This is a genomic window from Nocardia sp. NPDC058658, from assembly GCF_042716665.1.
Lineage (GTDB): Bacteria > Actinomycetota > Actinomycetes > Mycobacteriales > Mycobacteriaceae > Nocardia.
In genome coordinates, this window is the sequence record NZ_JBHXRR010000001.1 from 660,929 (window position 1) to 677,746 (window position 16,818).

The 16,818-nt window shown below is 65.7% G+C and carries 14 protein-coding genes, 1 tRNA gene and 1 pseudogene; 8 read left to right on the forward strand and 8 right to left on the reverse strand.

Annotated features, from left to right (window positions below; translation table 11 throughout):
* Positions 1-924 (reverse strand): thioesterase II family protein, encoded by a 924-nt coding sequence (locus tag ACFWUP_RS03190; protein WP_379230221.1) that lies wholly within the window; start codon positions 922-924, stop codon positions 1-3.
* Between the two features lie 157 nt (positions 925-1,081).
* Between ACFWUP_RS03190 and ACFWUP_RS03195 the strand changes: the two genes are divergently transcribed.
* The 4 genes and pseudogenes from ACFWUP_RS03195 to ACFWUP_RS03210 all read left to right on the forward strand — a co-directional run.
* Entirely contained in the window at positions 1,082-2,629 is a 1,548-nt protein-coding gene (locus ACFWUP_RS03195; protein WP_379230222.1) for an ABC transporter substrate-binding protein, read from the forward strand.
* Positions 2,626-3,585: an ABC transporter permease gene (locus ACFWUP_RS03200; RefSeq protein ID WP_379230224.1), complete on the forward strand. Its 960-nt coding sequence runs from the start codon at positions 2,626-2,628 to the stop codon at positions 3,583-3,585. The genes ACFWUP_RS03195 and ACFWUP_RS03200 overlap by 4 nt, the downstream gene beginning before the upstream one ends.
* A complete protein-coding gene (locus ACFWUP_RS03205) occupies positions 3,582-4,400 on the forward strand; it encodes an ABC transporter permease (protein WP_379230226.1) in 819 nt (272 codons plus the stop codon). The genes ACFWUP_RS03200 and ACFWUP_RS03205 overlap by 4 nt, the downstream gene beginning before the upstream one ends.
* Positions 4,397-5,635: pseudogene (locus ACFWUP_RS03210) on the forward strand (ABC transporter ATP-binding protein); the annotation flags it as partial. The gene ACFWUP_RS03205 and the pseudogene ACFWUP_RS03210, both read left to right, overlap by 4 nt.
* Positions 5,636-5,800: 165 nt before the next feature.
* On the opposite strand, the gene ACFWUP_RS03215 reads toward ACFWUP_RS03210, so the two are convergent.
* Positions 5,801-6,433 (reverse strand): VC0807 family protein, encoded by a 633-nt coding sequence (locus ACFWUP_RS03215; protein WP_379230228.1) that lies wholly within the window; start codon positions 6,431-6,433, stop codon positions 5,801-5,803.
* Between the two features lie 172 nt (positions 6,434-6,605).
* Between ACFWUP_RS03215 and ACFWUP_RS03220 the strand changes: the two genes are divergently transcribed.
* Positions 6,606-8,246, forward strand: coding sequence for an MFS transporter (locus ACFWUP_RS03220; RefSeq protein WP_379230229.1), 1,641 nt, complete (start codon positions 6,606-6,608; stop codon positions 8,244-8,246).
* A gap of 285 nt (positions 8,247-8,531) precedes the next feature.
* Here the strand turns inward: ACFWUP_RS03220 and ACFWUP_RS03225 are convergent, their stop codons facing one another.
* Complete coding sequence (locus tag ACFWUP_RS03225; RefSeq protein WP_379230231.1) at positions 8,532-9,404, reverse strand: alpha/beta fold hydrolase; 873 nt, start codon at positions 9,402-9,404, stop codon at positions 8,532-8,534.
* 181 nt (positions 9,405-9,585) lie between these two features.
* On the opposite strand from ACFWUP_RS03225, the gene ACFWUP_RS03230 reads away from it, so the two are divergent.
* Both ACFWUP_RS03230 and ACFWUP_RS03235 read left to right on the forward strand, forming a co-directional pair.
* A complete protein-coding gene (locus tag ACFWUP_RS03230) occupies positions 9,586-9,828 on the forward strand; it encodes a hypothetical protein (RefSeq protein ID WP_379230233.1) in 243 nt (80 codons plus the stop codon).
* Between the two features lie 78 nt (positions 9,829-9,906).
* Positions 9,907-10,104: a hypothetical protein gene (locus ACFWUP_RS03235; protein ID WP_379230235.1), complete on the forward strand. Its 198-nt coding sequence runs from the start codon at positions 9,907-9,909 to the stop codon at positions 10,102-10,104.
* Between the two features lie 717 nt (positions 10,105-10,821).
* Here ACFWUP_RS03235 and ACFWUP_RS03240 read toward each other — a convergent pair.
* A tRNA-Pro gene (locus tag ACFWUP_RS03240) sits at positions 10,822-10,895 on the reverse strand.
* 713 nt (positions 10,896-11,608) lie between these two features.
* On the opposite strand from ACFWUP_RS03240, the gene ACFWUP_RS03245 reads away from it, so the two are divergent.
* Entirely contained in the window at positions 11,609-12,427 is an 819-nt protein-coding gene (locus ACFWUP_RS03245; protein ID WP_379230237.1) for a hypothetical protein, read from the forward strand.
* A 71-nt stretch (positions 12,428-12,498) separates the two neighbouring features.
* Here the strand turns inward: ACFWUP_RS03245 and ACFWUP_RS03250 are convergent, their stop codons facing one another.
* The 4 genes from ACFWUP_RS03250 to ACFWUP_RS03265 form a co-directional block, all read right to left on the reverse strand.
* Complete coding sequence (locus tag ACFWUP_RS03250; protein WP_379230239.1) at positions 12,499-13,176, reverse strand: DUF6308 family protein; 678 nt, start codon at positions 13,174-13,176, stop codon at positions 12,499-12,501.
* A gap of 107 nt (positions 13,177-13,283) precedes the next feature.
* Entirely contained in the window at positions 13,284-13,931 is a 648-nt protein-coding gene (locus tag ACFWUP_RS03255) for a LuxR C-terminal-related transcriptional regulator (protein WP_379230939.1), read from the reverse strand.
* A gap of 54 nt (positions 13,932-13,985) precedes the next feature.
* Positions 13,986-16,157, reverse strand: coding sequence for a sensor histidine kinase (locus tag ACFWUP_RS03260; protein WP_379230241.1), 2,172 nt, complete (start codon positions 16,155-16,157; stop codon positions 13,986-13,988).
* Between the two features lie 126 nt (positions 16,158-16,283).
* Positions 16,284-16,688 carry a hypothetical protein gene (locus tag ACFWUP_RS03265; protein WP_379230243.1) on the reverse strand — a complete coding sequence of 135 codons (405 nt, stop codon included), beginning with the start codon at positions 16,686-16,688 and terminating at the stop codon, positions 16,284-16,286.
* Positions 16,689-16,818 lie beyond the last annotated feature (130 nt).

Sequence of the window (16,818 nt, forward strand, 5' to 3'; positions counted from 1 at the left end):
CTATACGCGCTGTCCGAATAACCCCATGTGCGACACGGGGTTTCGGCTTGGACTCGATGTCGCGGTGGCCGCCAGCCGCCGCCTGATCCGCTCGAGCAGGACCTGCTGCTGATCGCGCAGGTAGAAGTGATCACCGGGAAGTTGAACCAGATCGAATTCGCCGGTGGTGTGCTCGCCCCAACGTTCGGCCTGGGCGGCGGTTACTTCGGCGTCCTCGGTTCCGATCACCGCCGTCACCGGGCAAGCAAGTGGCGACCCGGCCGCGTGCCGATAGGTTTCGGCCAGGCGAAAGTCACCACGGATCGCGGGCAGGAACACCGATGCCACGTCCGGCAGGCGTAGCAGTTCCCCGTCGGTACCGCCGAGCCGGACCAGTTCGTCGACGACGGCGTCATCGGATCGCAGATGCACGTCCCCGATCACCAGCTCCGATGGAGCGTGCCTGCCGGAAACGATCAGGCGGACAAGCGGTTCGGCGCCGGAAGTCGCGTTCGCCCGTTCGAGCGACCGCGCGACCTCATACGCCACGGCCGCGCCCATGCTGTGCCCGAACAAGGCCAACGGCCGATCGAGGAAGGGCACAAGCGCTGCGGCTACCAGGTGAACCAATTGGCTCATGCGGTCGATATGCGGGTCGACGAGCCGATCCTCGCGTCCCGGGTACTGCACCGCGGAGACCTCGATATCGACGGGCAGCTCCTCATGCCAAGTTTTGAAGAAGCTGGCCGCGCCGCCCGCGTGCGGGAAGCAAACGAGCCGGACACGCGGCGCCGAACGTGGTGCTCGGCACCTCAGCCACGGGGTGTTCATACCTGGCCAACTCGATCGAGCACAGGACATCGTTGGATCTTCATTGCAAATCCCCCAGTTGTACACAGTTCCAACCAGCCGCCAGGGTTGAAATCCCTTGCCATAGCCGGACATACGATGAGTACCAGAAATCTGGACCGCAGCGCTACCCTGTGTTTTGTACACAGATCAAGAGATAAACTCAGCCTAAGCTCACTTTCCGGACCGGATACTCGCTCACGGTATACGATATGAAAATCATTTTCAATAACCTTTTGGGGAGGCAGGCGAGATGCCACGAAGTCGCCGGGACCTACTACGAGCGGCCATCTGGGCCGCCACCGCGGCCGGTGCGACCGGCCTGACCGGCGGATGCGCCTCGCCGCCCGGCACCGGGCCGGTCGAAAACGGATCGGATGCCACACCTCGACGCGGGGGCACTTTTCGAGCCGCGCTCACCGGCGGCGGAGCCACCGAATCGCTCGACCCGTTCACCGGCGGTTCACCCGCCGACATCATTCGCAACGATGTGATCTTCGACTCATTGTTCCGGCTCCAGAACGGCACCCCGGCACCGGCGCTAGCGACCGCGGCCGAACTGACGGCGGACCGGCAATCCTTCACGCTGACGCTGCGTCGTGAAACGACCTTTCACGACGGCTCCGAGTTGACCGCCGACGATGTCGCCTACAGCCTGCGCTACATGAGCTCGCCGGAGCGGTCACATCCCACGGAACTCTCGCTCTACCTCGACCTCGCGCAGCCCAGTGTCGTTGACCGGTACACCCTGCGCGTGCCGCTGCGTCGCCCGATCGGCGACCCCGCGATGCTGCTCGCGGCCTTCCCAGGCAAGGTGATCAAGAACGGCACCGTCACGTTCACCCCCGAAACCGCAGTCGGCACCGGGCCCTACCGCGTGGAGGCTTTCGCACCGGGACGGCAGACACGGTTGCGCCGATTCGACAGTCATTGGGACGGAGCGCCGTTCGCGGACACCCTCGAGCTGACCAGCCTCTCCGACGCCCAGGCGAAGGTGAACGCGATCAGCACCGGCCAGGTCGACTACGCCATCGATATTCCCTTCACAGCGGCCAGAATCGGCACCACCGACCCTGACCTGGAAATCCGCACCGCGGGCCGGCACAACCGCACCAGCTACGCGTTCGTGTTGAACACCGGCCGAGCACCCTTCGACGATCCCCGCGTCCGCAGAGCCATCCGGCTGGCCATCGACCGACAGGCCATGGTGGACACCGTCATGCTCGGCTACGGCTCGCCGGGAAACGACCTGTTCGGCAGCGGAGCGCAGTACTTCAGCGCCCGCGAACCCCTTGCGCGAAACCTCGACACCGCGCGTGCTCTCCTGCGCGACGCTGGTGCCGAGGACACCGAGATCCGCATCAGGTCAACCGAATACGAAGTCGGCTTCAACGCCTCCACCCAACTGTTGGCCGAACAGCTGGGTGGCATCGGGCTGACAGTGAAGCAGGACATCGTCGGTGTGGCGGAGTTCTTCCAGCTCGACGCGCTGGCCGCGGCGAACGGCGTGGTGTTCGCGATCGGCCCGATCCCGCTGCCGGTGACCTACGGCAGACTCGCCGCCTACCCTTCGCTCGCACCCGCGGACCTGGACGAGGCCCTCGACACCGCGCTGGCCGCTACCGACGACCTCGCCCGAGCACACGCGTGGGAACACCTGCAAGACATCGTTTTCGACCGCGGCAACACCGTCGTGTGGGGCTGCGCCGACACACTGTCGATCGCCCGCAAGAACGTCGCCGGCGTCCGCAACCTCGGCTCGGCGAAATATCCGTACCTCGGCAAGGCGGGATTGGCATGACGCCTCTGGTGCGCCGGATCGCCCAGCGCATCGGCGCGAACCTGCTACTTCTGCTGCTACTTTCGCTCGTGGTCTACCTCGGCGTCGACATGTTGCCCGGTGACCCGATCACCGGCGAGCTCGGTCTGACGGCCACGCCGGACCAGATCGCAGCGGTCCGCGCCCATCTCGGTCTCGACCGTCCGATCCTGGCCCGCTACGCCGACTGGGTCGCCGGTGTGGCGCACGGCGACTTCGGGACTTCCACCTCGGGCCGACCCGTCACGGACATGCTCGGCGACCGCGTCGGCAATTCGATCGTCCTGGCCTGCCTGGCGATCGCGATCGTGGTGCCGCTGTCGTTGGGACTCGCTGTGCTCGCCGCGCTGCACCGCGACCGGGCCACCGACCGCGCGCTGTCGACGACCACCCTCTTGCTGGTCTCGGTCCCCGAGTTCGTGGTGGCCAGTGGTCTTGTGGTGATCTTCGCGGTGAATCTTCGCTGGCTTCCGGCAGTTTCGATCATTCCCGCCGGATCGCGCCTGCTCGATCATCCCGACGCGCTGGCGCTACCGGTCCTCGCGCTGGCATCGACCGGGACCGCGTACGCGTTCCGGGTGATTCGATCGACGGCGGCCACCGAGCTACGGGCTTCGCATGTGGAGTTCCTGCGACTGAGCGGAGCCACAACGACGACCGTGCTCCGCACCGCGGTGGTCCCGGCTGTCCTCCCGGTCGCCGTGCAGTGCTGGCTGGTGACCGGGGTCGGGCTGATCGGTGGCGCGGTATTGGTGGAGAAGGTGTTCTCCTACCCCGGGATCGGCGAATTGCTCGTCACGTCGACACAGAGTGGAGATCTCCCGGTCGTACAGGCACTGGTGCTGATCCTCGGTGCGGCGACACTGGCCGTACTGACCATCGCCGATCTCGCCGTTCGTCTGCTGACGCCACGCCTTCGGACTGGAACGCGCGGATGACCGCGCGGCTGTCACGTCGTTCGCACAGGTCTCTGCGCTGGGCGATCTGGTTGTTGCTCGCGCTCGCCGTTGGCATCCTGATCGCCGGCCCAGAGCTGGCGCCACACACCGCGACCGAGCAGGTGGCGGCGCCCTTCACCGCACCATCGGCGGCGCTTCCGCTCGGCAGCGACCATCTCGGCCGCGATGTCGCGTCCCGAGTGCTGCACGGCGGCAGGGCGTTTCTGCTGACCAGTGTGATCGCGGGCGCGTGCGGTACCGCGTTCGGGACGGCGGCCGGGCTGTTCACCACGCTCACCACCGGAAGACGCATGTCCGCGCTGATCTCGGGCCCGCTCAACGCGGTCGCGGCGGCCCCTCCGATCATGGTGTTGCTCCTCGTTCTCACGGCCCTCCCGAACCGCGCGGGTCTGATCGTCGGGATCACGATGACCAGCGCACCGCTGTCGGCGCGTGTCACCGCCGCCGCGACCGCTCAGCTCATCGGCCGCGCCCATCTGGAGGCCGCGGTGGCTCGAGGTGAGCGGTGGCCGTGGCTCATCGGCCGCGAGATCCTTCCGCTGATCGCGGCAACCCTGGTGGCAGATCTGGGAATGCGGTTCGTCGCGGCCGTGTATCTGGTCGCCGCCGCGGGGTTCCTCGGCCTGGCGACCAGCGACGCCGACTGGGGGCGCCTGATCGTGGAAGCCCTTCCCGGCGCGGCTCTGCAACCCTGGGCGCTGCTGATCCCGATGGCGGGCGTCGCGGTGCTGGCGGTCGGCGCGAATCTGCTCGCCGATTCGTTGGTCGGCCGATCGAAGAAGGCACTGGCATGAAACCTCTCGCGCAACTGTGTGACCTGGCCATCCACGGAGCGGATGGCCCCTTGCTCGACGGCGCCGACCTCACGATCGCCGAGGGTGAAACCGTCGGCGTCATCGGCCGATCCGGTTCTGGCAAAACGACATTGGCGCTGGCACTGCTCGGACATGTGCGCGCAGGCCTTCGTCACACGCGCGGGACGGCTGTTGTCGCGGGCAGACCGATGTTGCCCGTTCCGTCTCGAGGTGTGCGCGGCGAGATCGTCAGCTACGTCGGTCAGGATCCGGGAGCAGCGCTCAATCCCTACGCCCGGATCGGCGCGATCTTGTTGACTGCCCGGGGATCTCGGGTTCCTCGACGGGCACGCGGCCGATATGTCACCGAACTCCTCGACCGGGTGGGACTGCCGTCGGATCGTGAGTTCGCGTGCCGGTACCCCCATCAGCTCTCCGGCGGTCAGCAGCAAAGGGTCGTGCTAGCCGCGGCGCTGGCCCGTGAACCTGCCTTGCTCGTCCTCGACGAACCGACGACCGGGCTCGACCTCGTCACCAAATCCGAGATGCTGGGCGAGCTGCGGAGCCTGTCCGAGGCTGGAGTGGCGATGCTGTGGATCAGCCACGACGTCGAAACACTGACCAACGCGGCGGATCGCGTCGTCGTGCTGGCCGGTGGACGACTGGAACCGGCCGAACCGTCCCATCCCGCGACACTCGTGATCAACCGCGCGCACGCCACCGACCCTGGTCCTACCGTGCTGGCAGCCCGCGCCCTACGCGCCGATCACGGTGCGCAGACGATCCTGCGCGACCTCGATATCGAGCTGCGGCACGGCGAACGCCTCGCGATCCTCGGACTCTCCGGCGCGGGCAAGAGCACCCTGGCACGCTGTCTGGCCGGCCTGCACAGACCACGCGGCGGCACCTTGGAACTGCGCGCGGAACCACTCCCATGGGAAGTCCGTGAGCGCACGCCGACTCAACGCGCTGCCGTGCAGTTCGTCGCGCAGAACCCCATCGAGGCGCTGCACCCACGCCAGGACGTCCGCACCGCTCTCACCCGCCCGCTCAGGATGCTGCGCGGGCTGCGCCGACGGACAGCGATCGACGATCGGATCACCGAACTCCTCGAATCCGTCGGGCTGTCAGGAGATTTCGCTGACCGGCTGCCCGAGGAACTCTCCGGTGGGCAACGTCAGCGTGTCGCGCTCGCCCGCGCCCTCGCCGCCGAACCCGATGTGCTCATCTGTGACGAGGTCACCGCGTCGCTGGATCCCGATACCGCCGCGAGCGTCCTGACCATGTTGGGCGTGCTGACGGCACGTCGAGGCCTGGCGGTAGTGATGATCACTCACGATCCTGACGTCGCGGCGCGGGCGGATCGCGTTCTGGTCCTGTCGGAAGGTCGGATATCGCGGTCATCGCCACAGCGGTCGCCCATAGACGAGCGTGCCGATGATCAGGACCGTGAACAGCACGCCGAACGCCAGATTGACCGCGAGCACAGCCGTGTCGAGGGGGAGGACGAGGACGACCGGAATCCGCGCCACGGCGAAACCGAGGAAGGACAGACCCCAGACCGCCGACAAGATCATCGCGCGACGATGACGCGCCGCTGAGCCGGGTTCATCAGCGCCGACAGGGATCTGGACCCGTCGCACAACAGCGAGGATCAACGGTCGCCGGATCACGCAACTGCCCATGAACAGCAGGCCGAACAATCCCTCAGGGACGGAATCCTTGAGCAACAGCACCCGCGCGTCGCCGGTCATCACCGACAAGATCAGCCCGGTGAGATAGAGGCCGAGCATGAACGCCGCCAGACCGTTGAACCGTCGCCGCGCGACCGCGACGGTCAGCAGCCGCACCGCCGACACCACAGCGGTGAGCCCGAGCGCCACCGGTTCCCGCAAACCCGCTGTTCGCAAGCAGTAGTAGACGGCGACGGGCACGCCGACATCTATCGCGAACCCCGCGAGCAGACCGGTCGCCCGCCTGCGGACGGTGTCCGGCCCCGAATCATCACGGGCAGGGCGCCTGTTCGGAAACACCCCAGTCGATTGCCTGCTGTCCACCACGATCCAATCTATTGAACAATGTTCTAACAGGAGGCACAATACGCGGATAGAACCTGTATTTCGATGTTGTACAGCGTTCCACACCTCCTGAACCCCATCACCGGCGCACACAGCGACGTGTCCGCGATAGAGAGGACCAGCAGCCATGACCCAGGCAACGCCACAGACAACGGCGCGGAACCGAAAATGGACAACGATCGTCGCGTCGGTCGCCGCGATGGTGATGACCCTCGACATCACAGTGGTCAATATCGGCCTCCCACAGATCGGATCCGATCTGAACGCCGGACTCGGCGGGCTGCAATGGGTGGTCAACGGTTACACCCTGTCCTTCGCGGCACTGCTGCTGACTGCCGGAGCCCTGTCGGATCGACTCGGCCGTCGCCGCGTGTTCCTCGTCGGCGCGGTTGTTTTCACGCTCGCCTCCGCGGCGTGTGCCGTCGCCTGGACCTCGGAAGTACTGATCGCCGCGCGGGTTGTGCAGGGCGGTGGCGCGGCGATGATGATGGGCACCGCACTGGCCTTGATCGCCGGCGCCTACGAAGGCGCCGAGGCCGGTGGACGCGAACGCGCGGTCGCGATCTTCGCCGCCGCGGGGGCATTCGCGGCGACATCGGGACCCATCATCGGCGGCCTCCTCATCGACTCGGTGAGTTGGCGAATGATGTTCGCGATCAATATCCCGATCTGCGCGTTCATCCTCTACGGCGCACTGCGGTGGATCGACGAAGCAGTCCCCGACAACAACCGGGCGATCGACTTCGTCGGCGCCACCCTCGCTGTGTTGTTCCTCTTCTTACTCAACTATGGGCTCGTGACCGGCGCGAGCGAGGGCTGGGAAAGGCCTGAAGTGCTCATCGCCCTCGGCGGCGGCATCCTCGCGCTCGCCGCTTTCGTCGTGGCGGAGAGCCGACTCGGTGATCGAGCCATGGTCCCACTGCGGTTGTTTCGCATTCCCTCGTTCACCGGCGCGATGCTGCTGAGCTTCGCCGCGCGCATGGTCAGCTTCGGGTTGTTCCCCTTCCTGATCATCTGGCTCAGCGCCTCACTCGGCTTCTCCCCCACCAAGGTCGGATTGGTACTCACCGTTCTCGCGGTCGCGCTCATGGTCGGCGCACCACTGGGCATCACGCTGGCCAAACGGCTGCCGATGGCCACCGTACTGACGATCGGCATGGTGCTCACCGGCATCGGCATGTTCACGGCGGTACCCGTTGACGCACAGGATAATTGGACGGCTTTGCTGCCGATGCTGCTGCTGAGCGGCTTGGGCGGCGGCCTGATCCTGCCGCACCTTCTCGATATCGCGGTCAGCGTCGTTCCCGCGAATCAGGCCGGAACCGCGTCGGGTGCGGTGAACAGCTTCTTCCCGCTCGGGACTTCGGCCAGTGTCGCTGTCTACGGCGCCCTGTTCACCGGCGCGATCGGCGCGTCATTGTCCGACGACGCGCTGCGCGCCGCCGGAGTTCCGCAGGGCGCGACGGATTCGGTGCGCGAGTTGACGACCGCGGGCCAACTCGACGCGGCCGCCGGGCTCGCACCCCAGGCGAGTGCCGCGATCCGAGACCTCGCCGCCACCGGCTACACCGACGGGCTTTCCACCCTGTTCCTCGTCAGCGGAATCGGTGCCTTGCTCTGCGGAGTCGCGGGCGCGTTGCTCGTTCGCGACCGCGACACGATCACCTCCAGCCAGCCGGGACGCACCATCGCGACCCCGATTCTGAGCCAAGCCGGTCCTGCCAGTTCGACCGCGACACCACCTGCGAGGTCCGGCGGTGACCGCTGACAACCACCGCAACGGTCTCGTTCCCATTCCCGACGATGTCGCGCAACGTATCGAAGTGTGTCGGCGACAGCAGTCGTCACAGGCAGGCGGGGATGGATGCGTTCGAGGAAGGCGGTGACGCCGGCCTGGGTTCGGACCTCCACCTCGTGCAGCGCGTGCCAGGCCTCGCGGTGACGCGCAGAGCCGGCATGGTCGGCAGCGGCGGCGAAGAAAGAGGTGCCGAGGTCTTCGGATTCGACGAGTCGGTGCAGTCGGCGGTGATTCGAGTAGGGATAGTCATGGGGTTCACCTGGCTTCGGGAGCGGGAGAAAGGAATTCGGCGAGGTGCCGGTTGAATTCGTCGGGCTGTTCGAGCATCGGCAGGTGTCCGGTACCGGCCAGGATCTCGACATGCTGTACCGCCGGTGTGGCGGCCGCGAAGTTTCGTAAGTCGGTCGGCGGGGCGATTCGGTCGAGCTGGCCGCCGATCAGCATGGTCGGGTGGGTCAGCGTCAGCGCGGCAGTGAAGTCGCAACTGAATCCCTGTCGCAAGGTCGACAGGGTGCCGGCGGCGCCCACGCCGACGAAGTGGCCGAATACCTCTTCGGAGATTTCGTCCGGGCGCGGAACATAAGGTGCCAGAGCCGGTTTCCGCGCCCAAGGGGTTCGAGTGATCAACGCCTGGAGCGCTGAGGGCAGCGGCAACCCTGCGGTTGCCGCTTCTACGACGAAGTTCACCAGTCCGGGGTCGCGGCGCAGTGTGGCGATCGGCGCGTCGAACAGTGCCAGCACCGAGGTGATCGGGCCATTGGCGAGCACGACTCGATTCACCGTGTGCGGGAGCCTGGCCGCGACCTCGCACCCCACCAGAGTTCCCATCGAATGCCCGACCACATCGATCCGCTCGACTTCGCACCGTTGCCACAGCGCGTCGATTACCGCCACGGCGTTGCCGATGATCGCCACCCGAGGCTTCTCGGATTCACCGAATCCAGGCAGGTCGACCGCGATCACCCGGTGGGTGCGCACCAGCGCCGGGATGGTCGCGGCCCAGTGCCGCCAACACCCGCCCAGCCCATGAACGAGAACGCACACACGTTCACCGGCCCCAGCCTGCACATACGAAACCCGCCGCCCGTCGACGACGAGATCGTGCCGCTGCGGCTTCGACCGGTTCACGGACCCGACATTGACTGTGGAATTTCTACCCACCCCTGGCTCCCGCCTCACTTCGGTGGCACCGACTTCGCCCCACCTGCATGTCACTTGCCAACTGATAGTGACTTGCAGAGACAAGCGTTGCTCGGATTGGTTCTGCAAGCACTGTCAGATGCGGAGCGGGCTCACGTATCGTTTCGGGGTGCCCGATCCCGTCCGCCAATCATCAGCGCCCGGCCTGCTCGAACGCCGCAAACTCCAGGCGATGCTGGAGATCCAGGACATCGCTCTGGGCTTGTTCGAGTCCGACGGCTACCGCAAGGTCTCGGTGGAGCAGGTCGCCGCCGCAGCCGGGGCTCTGCGAGCACGATCTACCGCTACTTCGGCAGCAAGGAACAACTGGTCGTTTGGGACCACGTCGATACCCAAGCCCTCACCCTGCTGACCGCTGACACTGACGCCGTCACACCGGCCGAGCTGCTGGCCGCGGTCGCTGCCATCGCCCCGATCGACATTTGCGGCCTTGGCGGATTCGGTCGAAGAGGACCGGATCCGGCGTCGCGTACGCCTTATGACATCCGAATCCGAGGTCCGCACCGGTGAGCTGCAACAGATCCACAGTCTCGGACACCACATCCAGCACCTGTTGACCCAGCGGCTCGGGCGCGAGGACAACGACCTGACCATCCGTTACGCGGCAGCCCAGGCCGCCTGGGGATGATCGCCGACGGTTCACTTCCCGCATACCGGTTCCGAGGTCAGATACGGGTCGCGGTCGAAGACATCGACGCCGCTATGCGGCCTATCAACTGACCCGCCCATTCTGTGATGAGCATCACAGGCAGGTCGCCCCGGAGCGGGCTAGGAAACCCCACATGCGGAGGCTCCGCGACCCGATTTTGGGGTCGATATTCAACGTATATTCAACGAAAACGACAGGCCATCGCCGTTAGGGCCCTGACCTGCCGTTATGCTGTGGTCCCAGCTGGTTTCGAATCAGCGACAGGTCAGCGGCGTTCGGCGCGATGCGGTTCGCATGGCCAGCCGACCGAGGCGAACCGTTCCCCATGCACCCACACGTCGCCGCCACGTCGCAGGGCAAGATTCACCCTAGGTGCTTCAGCGGCTCGAACATCGGAGCCGCGCCAACGCAATCTCAAGTGGCACAGGCAGCTTCGCTCCTGAGCTGATTGTCTACCGCATCGTAAGACCGTGAAACGAGTTCAGCGAAGTCCCGCGCCCGCGGTTCTGCCGTCGCACCTCGTTGAATCCGGCTGCGTGCAGTCCTCGCCGCACGGCCAACGGGAGGGCCATAACGCCGCACTGGACGAACGATCAGAATCAAAAGTGTGGGATTTCTGTGAGAAATCACCAAACCACGTCAAATCTCGGGGTACAAGAAACCCCCTCCGACCGAGGTCGGAGGGGGTTTTCACTGTCGGGCTGACAGGATTTGAACCTGCGACCACTTGACCCCCAGTCAAGTGCGCTACCAAGCTGCGCCACAGCCCGTTTCTTGCCCCCGTCTCCGGGTGCTCGAAAAGATTACCTCACCTCCCGGTCAAGGTACTAATCGGCTGGTAGATGCACCTTTTTGTCGATCTGGAGGGCCGCCATCGGACGGTCGCTGCAGCGGTGATCCCTGTTGCAACGGTGCACTGACAGCGGCCCAGGACCGTTGCCTGGCGGCGGCATGGAAATCACCGGCCTCTTCGGTACTTACTCCGATCCGCGTCACGTGATCGCCTACAACGAGGTCCGGCGCCACACGCAGCGACTCAGGCCGGCCACTGCCTGGAGGAGCGAAGCGCGCCGCATCTCGGCCGACGATTCGGCGGTAACCGCGTGTCACTGCGCCAGGTAGCCGAACGCACTGCGCGCGACGGGTAGCGGCCCACCGTGGCAGAACGATGCTCGATGTTCCAGCGCAGGTCACCTCGGTTCAGCTACACCACAACGGCTTTGGGGTCGAAGCGAGGTGACCGGATTCAACTCGAGCAGATCGGATTCACATGATTCGCGTCGATCGCGTCCTCATCGCCAGCGCTAGGTGGTGCGATTCTGATGTCCGTTGCCCCGGCACAGGCTGTTGCCGAGCCGCAGACCCACGAACTCCGCCCGATCGGTATCGGCACTGTCGCCAGCGGCTTGCTGACCTGAACAGCTTCTTCTGCGGCACCATCTGGCGTCCCGAGCGCTGACCAACGGACTCCCGTCCTGACCCGGTGTATCCCGCCGTTCAATTTCTCGGACGCGAGGAGGACACCGCTCTCCCTACTCGGTCCACCCGCGGAGCCGATTCCGCCACGACAACCGTGGATCGCTGTAGGTCCGACAGCCGATACCGGCATCCGCAACCTCGCCATACGCTGGGCTACGGCGACCCGAAGTGGCCCGCCCAGAGCGGATTCGGCGGCTTCATCACGACCCGAGGATGTAGTAGCGCTTATCCGACAGAATCGGAGGCTCCAATGAAAATTTCCTCGCGGCTTCGTATCTCGGCCGGGCTCATCCTGGCTGCAATGGTCATGGTCGGCACCGTGGCAGCCCCCACTGCGACGGCCGCTCCCGATTTCGGCGGCCCCATGCACCAACGGCCCTTGCCGAAGATCGACACGAAGGTAGTCAGCGAAAAGGTGAAATGGTTCAGGGAACAGGTGGTTCAGGGCGCCATCCAGTTCATCATCACAGACGGAATTTCCCGCATCACGGTGCAGAACTCGCCTACTGCGGAACAGGTGGTCGCCGACTTTTTCGCCAAGGTCCCCACCGTGGCGCCGAATTCGGTGAGTGGAAACCCGGCACGATTGGTCTCCGTCGCCTCGCAGTCACCTACGTTGGATGGCATCGAACACATCTCCTACGTGCGCGCGAAGCCGCGTGAGCTGTTCACGGCGGTCTGCGCCGGAAGCCGGGTGAACCAGAACGAATGCAAGTCCGGGGTGACCTCGGTGGTTTTCTCACCGGGCTCGAAGACCGACAAGCCGTACATCAAGGTGTCCAACGCGGTCACCACGACCAAGGTGATCGTGCTCGCCAACTGATGGCCGGCGCGTAGATCGACAAGCTCAGTCGCCCAACCGATTGATCAACGGTCGGGCGGCTGGGTGGAGCGTCAATATCGTCCACGGGGGCGAAGATGCCCGTCTCGGCGGCCCACCATCCACACCACAACATCGAAACACCGAATCAGACTGATGTCGTCGCCCAACTCAGCTTCGGAACGGGCCGCGGCGAGGATATCGACGAGCGCGCGCTCGTCGTCTCGCAGAACCGAACGCAGTGTCATCCAATAGCTTTGTCGGTCCGAATGATTCAAGACTTCCTTGACGACGCTGTCGATAACGGGCAACAGCTTTGGGCGCTTGCGCGCGAGCAACTTACTGGTGGTCACCGGCCCCGCACCCGCGGACCGCAGAGCGCGCCACAGCAGATCGGCGGGCGAGCCGTCGCCGACAATGTCGCTCGCGGCGTCCACCAATTCGACTTCGGCCGGAATCAGTCTCAGTAGGCCGGCCAGTGCGTCGCGATCACGCTCCAATATTCGCAAAGCCGCGCTGCCCGGAACCTTCACACTCAGCAAGGACACCGCGACCACGTCGTCGGCGGTGAAGATATCGGCGACATCAGTCCGATCGCCGCCACCGCCGAACCGCTCGAACGCAGACCCCGAATAGCTGGGCGAATCATCGGCCTCGCGGTCGAAGAAGTACGTACGCAACAGTGCGGCAGCCGCTGCGGTGCGGCCACGTTCCAACTCCGCGGGAAGTGTCCACCGTGCAACCGATCTCACTGGCCAACTCCTCGCTGCCTTGTCGAGCGTTCCCACGCATATTCGATCACGGCGACCGACAAGGACAACCGACAACGCGGCGGATCGGTCGTCGAACAAGGGCCCGGTTACAGGTCGTTCGGGTCGACCAATCCGTCTTGGATGGCTCTCGCCACGAGCGCCGCTTTCGTCGAGGCGGGTCGGCCGGCCTGGGCGTACTTCGTCCGGATGCGCTCGAGGTGTGTGTTGACCGTGCCGGTGGAGATGTAGAGACGTTGTGCGACAAGTGCTTTGGACTCGGTCTGGAACCATGCCAGCAGTACTTCGCGTTCGCGTGGTGACAGGGCGGGTCGACTGGGGCGGGTGTCTTCGGTCATCGCCTGTGCCATGGTCGGGCTGAGGTAGGGTCGGTCGGCTGCGGCGGCGTGGAGGGCGGCGACGAGGTGGTGTTCGCCTTCGAGTTTCGACAGGTAGGTGACGGCGCCCATGTCGAGGCAGTCGAGCACGATGTCGCTGCGGATGTAGTGGGAGAAGATCACCACCCGGAATCCCTTCTCGCACAGTATCGCTGGTGCCGAGAGGTCTGCATACTGGTCACCGAACTGGAGATCGAGCACGACTGCGGCGATGTTGCTCGGGTTCGCGGTGGGGTCGGCGATGAATTCCGCGGGGGTCTGGTATTTGCCCACCAACTGGATCGGCGGATCAGCGGCGGCGCACCAGCCGGCGATCCCGGCGTGCACAACGGCATGGTCGTCGACCACGGCGACCGCCATCGGATCGCTGATGGCGGTCACACCTTCACCTCGATCAAGCTTCCTCCGAACGGGTCAGGACAACGCCACGGTCGCCCATACCAGCGGACCGGCGCAGACCACGCTCGATTCCGGCGCGACGGCCTCGGCCGCGCATCGCGTGTGTTCGTCACAGTCGCAGGTGATGCTGACGATCAGCGAAGGTTCTGCGGTGACAACGAGTTTGGCGCGGGTGCGGGCTCCTGTGAGCAAGATTATCGGCACAGTCAGCATCCGAGTGCGTTCTACAGGGTCAAGTTCGGGAATCGGGCCGAGAACGTGCAGTGATACGGCCACACCGCGGGATTCGGCGGCGGTGACGGCCGGGGTGAGCTCGTCGAGGAAGGGGTCCGTCGTTGATTTCGTGCCGAAAAGTCGACGTAGTCGCACCGATTCCAACAGGCAGTTCGCACGAACTTTCGGGTCGATGGCCGTGTCGGGGTGTTCGATGAGCTGGTTCAGTAGGGGCACGAGGCAGGTGGAGAGCCGGTTGTAGCGGCGTCGTCGGTCCTCGCGCAGGGCCTCGGCGAGTTCTGTGCGCACCCGCAGGTCGGTGATGTCGGCGCTGATCTGTTCAGTGCGGGCGACGGCGTGACGAACGAAGTCGCTGAACCCGATCGCGATCACCTGGACCACCGTCACGCTCACGACGGTGTAGATCAGCGAGGACATCACCACCCAGGTGCCCGAGGCCGTCACAGTCACGACGATCCCGGCGACCCACTGGGCACCGAGCAACGTGAAACCTCGTCGACTGCTCCGGGCGACCGACAGCGCCGCGACCTGCCAGCCCAGCGCGGCCACCGCCCAGTTCCGGCTCGTCGCCAGGTCACCGAGGTCGAGCAGCATTTCCTGAACCGGGCCAAGCACGACGACAACGACGGCGGTGCCCCACCACACCGCATCTGGTAACCCGAATCGGACCTCGACCAGCGCGAGCAACGCGGCCACCAACGCGACGACGACGATCGCGGCCTGCGCGACGGGATGGGCGGCTGAGAGCGCGTTGGGGCCTTGGAGTCCGGTCACCAGGACCGCAAGAATCACCAGCCCGTATCCCAGTCCGCGCAGCAGTCCGCGGACGTGGTCGACACCGCCACCGCGCGGCACCACGGCATCGCCTCGCCAGCGGATGTCGACCGAAGTCCCTGCTCCCGGCGCGGAGTGGACCTCGACGGTGGCGCCGACCAGCGCGAGTCGGCGTTGGATCGAATGGCGCACCCCGAAGCGCCCGTCCAGCAGGGTCGCGTCGTCAGGGTCGAAGCCGACGCCGTCGTCGTGGATGCGCACCAAGCCCTCGCCGAGTTCGACGGTGACGCTCTGCGCCCGGGCGTGCCGGTCGACGTTGGTCAGCGCCTCCCCCGCGGCGGCCACCACGGCTTTGCGCACGTCCGGGTCGACGGTGTCCGGCGCGCGGCCGGTGAACCGGACAGGTGTCGTGATCCATTGCGCGTGCTCGTGGAGTTGGCCGGTGAGATCGTCGGGGCCGAGCAGGCTCGCGCTGTGTTCGACGGCGCGCAGGTCGCGGTGGATCTGGGTGGCGAGCCGGTCGGGGGCGATGACCGCGCCTTGGCCGAGCATCGCCAGCGTCGAGGCCGCAGTGTCGTGCAGTGTCGCCCACTGTTCCATCTCGGCGTGGCTGCGGGCCTCGGCGACCTCGGTATCGATTCTGGCCGTTGCCAATTCGGCGAACGCGTCGTCGGTCAGCGACGCCGACCGCAGCACCAGCAACCGTAGGGCGGCGGCCGCCGCCCATTCGACGATCAGGAAGTCGAGGCTGAAGATCGTCCACGGTTGCTCGACGCCGGGGACGAACGAGGCCCCCACCGCCCACGAACCCATCACCGCGACTGTCGCGGGCAAGGACCACCGCGCCGACCGTGACATCCCGAACGCCACCACCGCCGTCCCGGCCACCGCGAGCATCGGGCTTGCCGCGGAAGTGAATTCGGGTCCGTCCACCAGCCATGACGTACACAGCAGGTAGGCGCCGACGACAGCTAGCTCCCCCGTCGGCTGCCATCGTCGGCGCAGCCAGTTGGTCACCGCCCACAACAGCAACGCGACATTCACGGCCACACCGACCGCCGACCCGTCGCGCTGAGCCGAATACACGACCGCGACCAGGATCTCGACGCACCACAGCATGGTCGACGCGATCCGGTCGATACGTGCTCGCACCGCGGCGAGGGTCGACGGTTCGGTCATGATCGACATTATCCGCACCATCGGCAGGCGTGACAGGTATTGAGCGACAAACGAATTCGGCCTCCTTTTGCCCGTGCTCTCAATTCCCGCTGCCACCAGACGGGCGGGTGATGGCCCTAACTCTGCTCACGACGACCCCGCCGAACCGGTCGCCAATCCCGGACCGGGCGAGGTGGGCGCGACACCCTGGCGGGGAGTCGCCCCCGTCAGCGGATCGCCGCCCACGGTGACCGTCCGTTTGCCCTGCTCGAATCCCCTACAGGCCCAATTGATCACATAGTTTCCGGCGGGCACGTCGACGAATCCCACCGCCGCGCGACTGCGCGCGGGGACTCGTGTCGCGGGCGTGCGGAACGACACCGGCCCCGCCGCGTAGGCCTCACAGGTGGTGATGTCGTTGTCGTTGTTGACGAAGGTGAACGTCAGGCTGTTGGCTGTGGTGTCGGTGTTCAGCGGCACCACCGCGTGCGCGGCAGGCGCGGTGAACACCGAGATACCGACGATTCCACAGATCAAGATTGTTTTTTGCATGGCATTGATCGTTCGCGATTCAGGTGGGTCGGCATATCCGCCAGTCGACCCACAAGCCGCGTGCGGGGTCCGCTGTTCGCCCTACAGACGCGACCGAGCGTCCGGCCTACCGTCGACTCAGACCGGACCA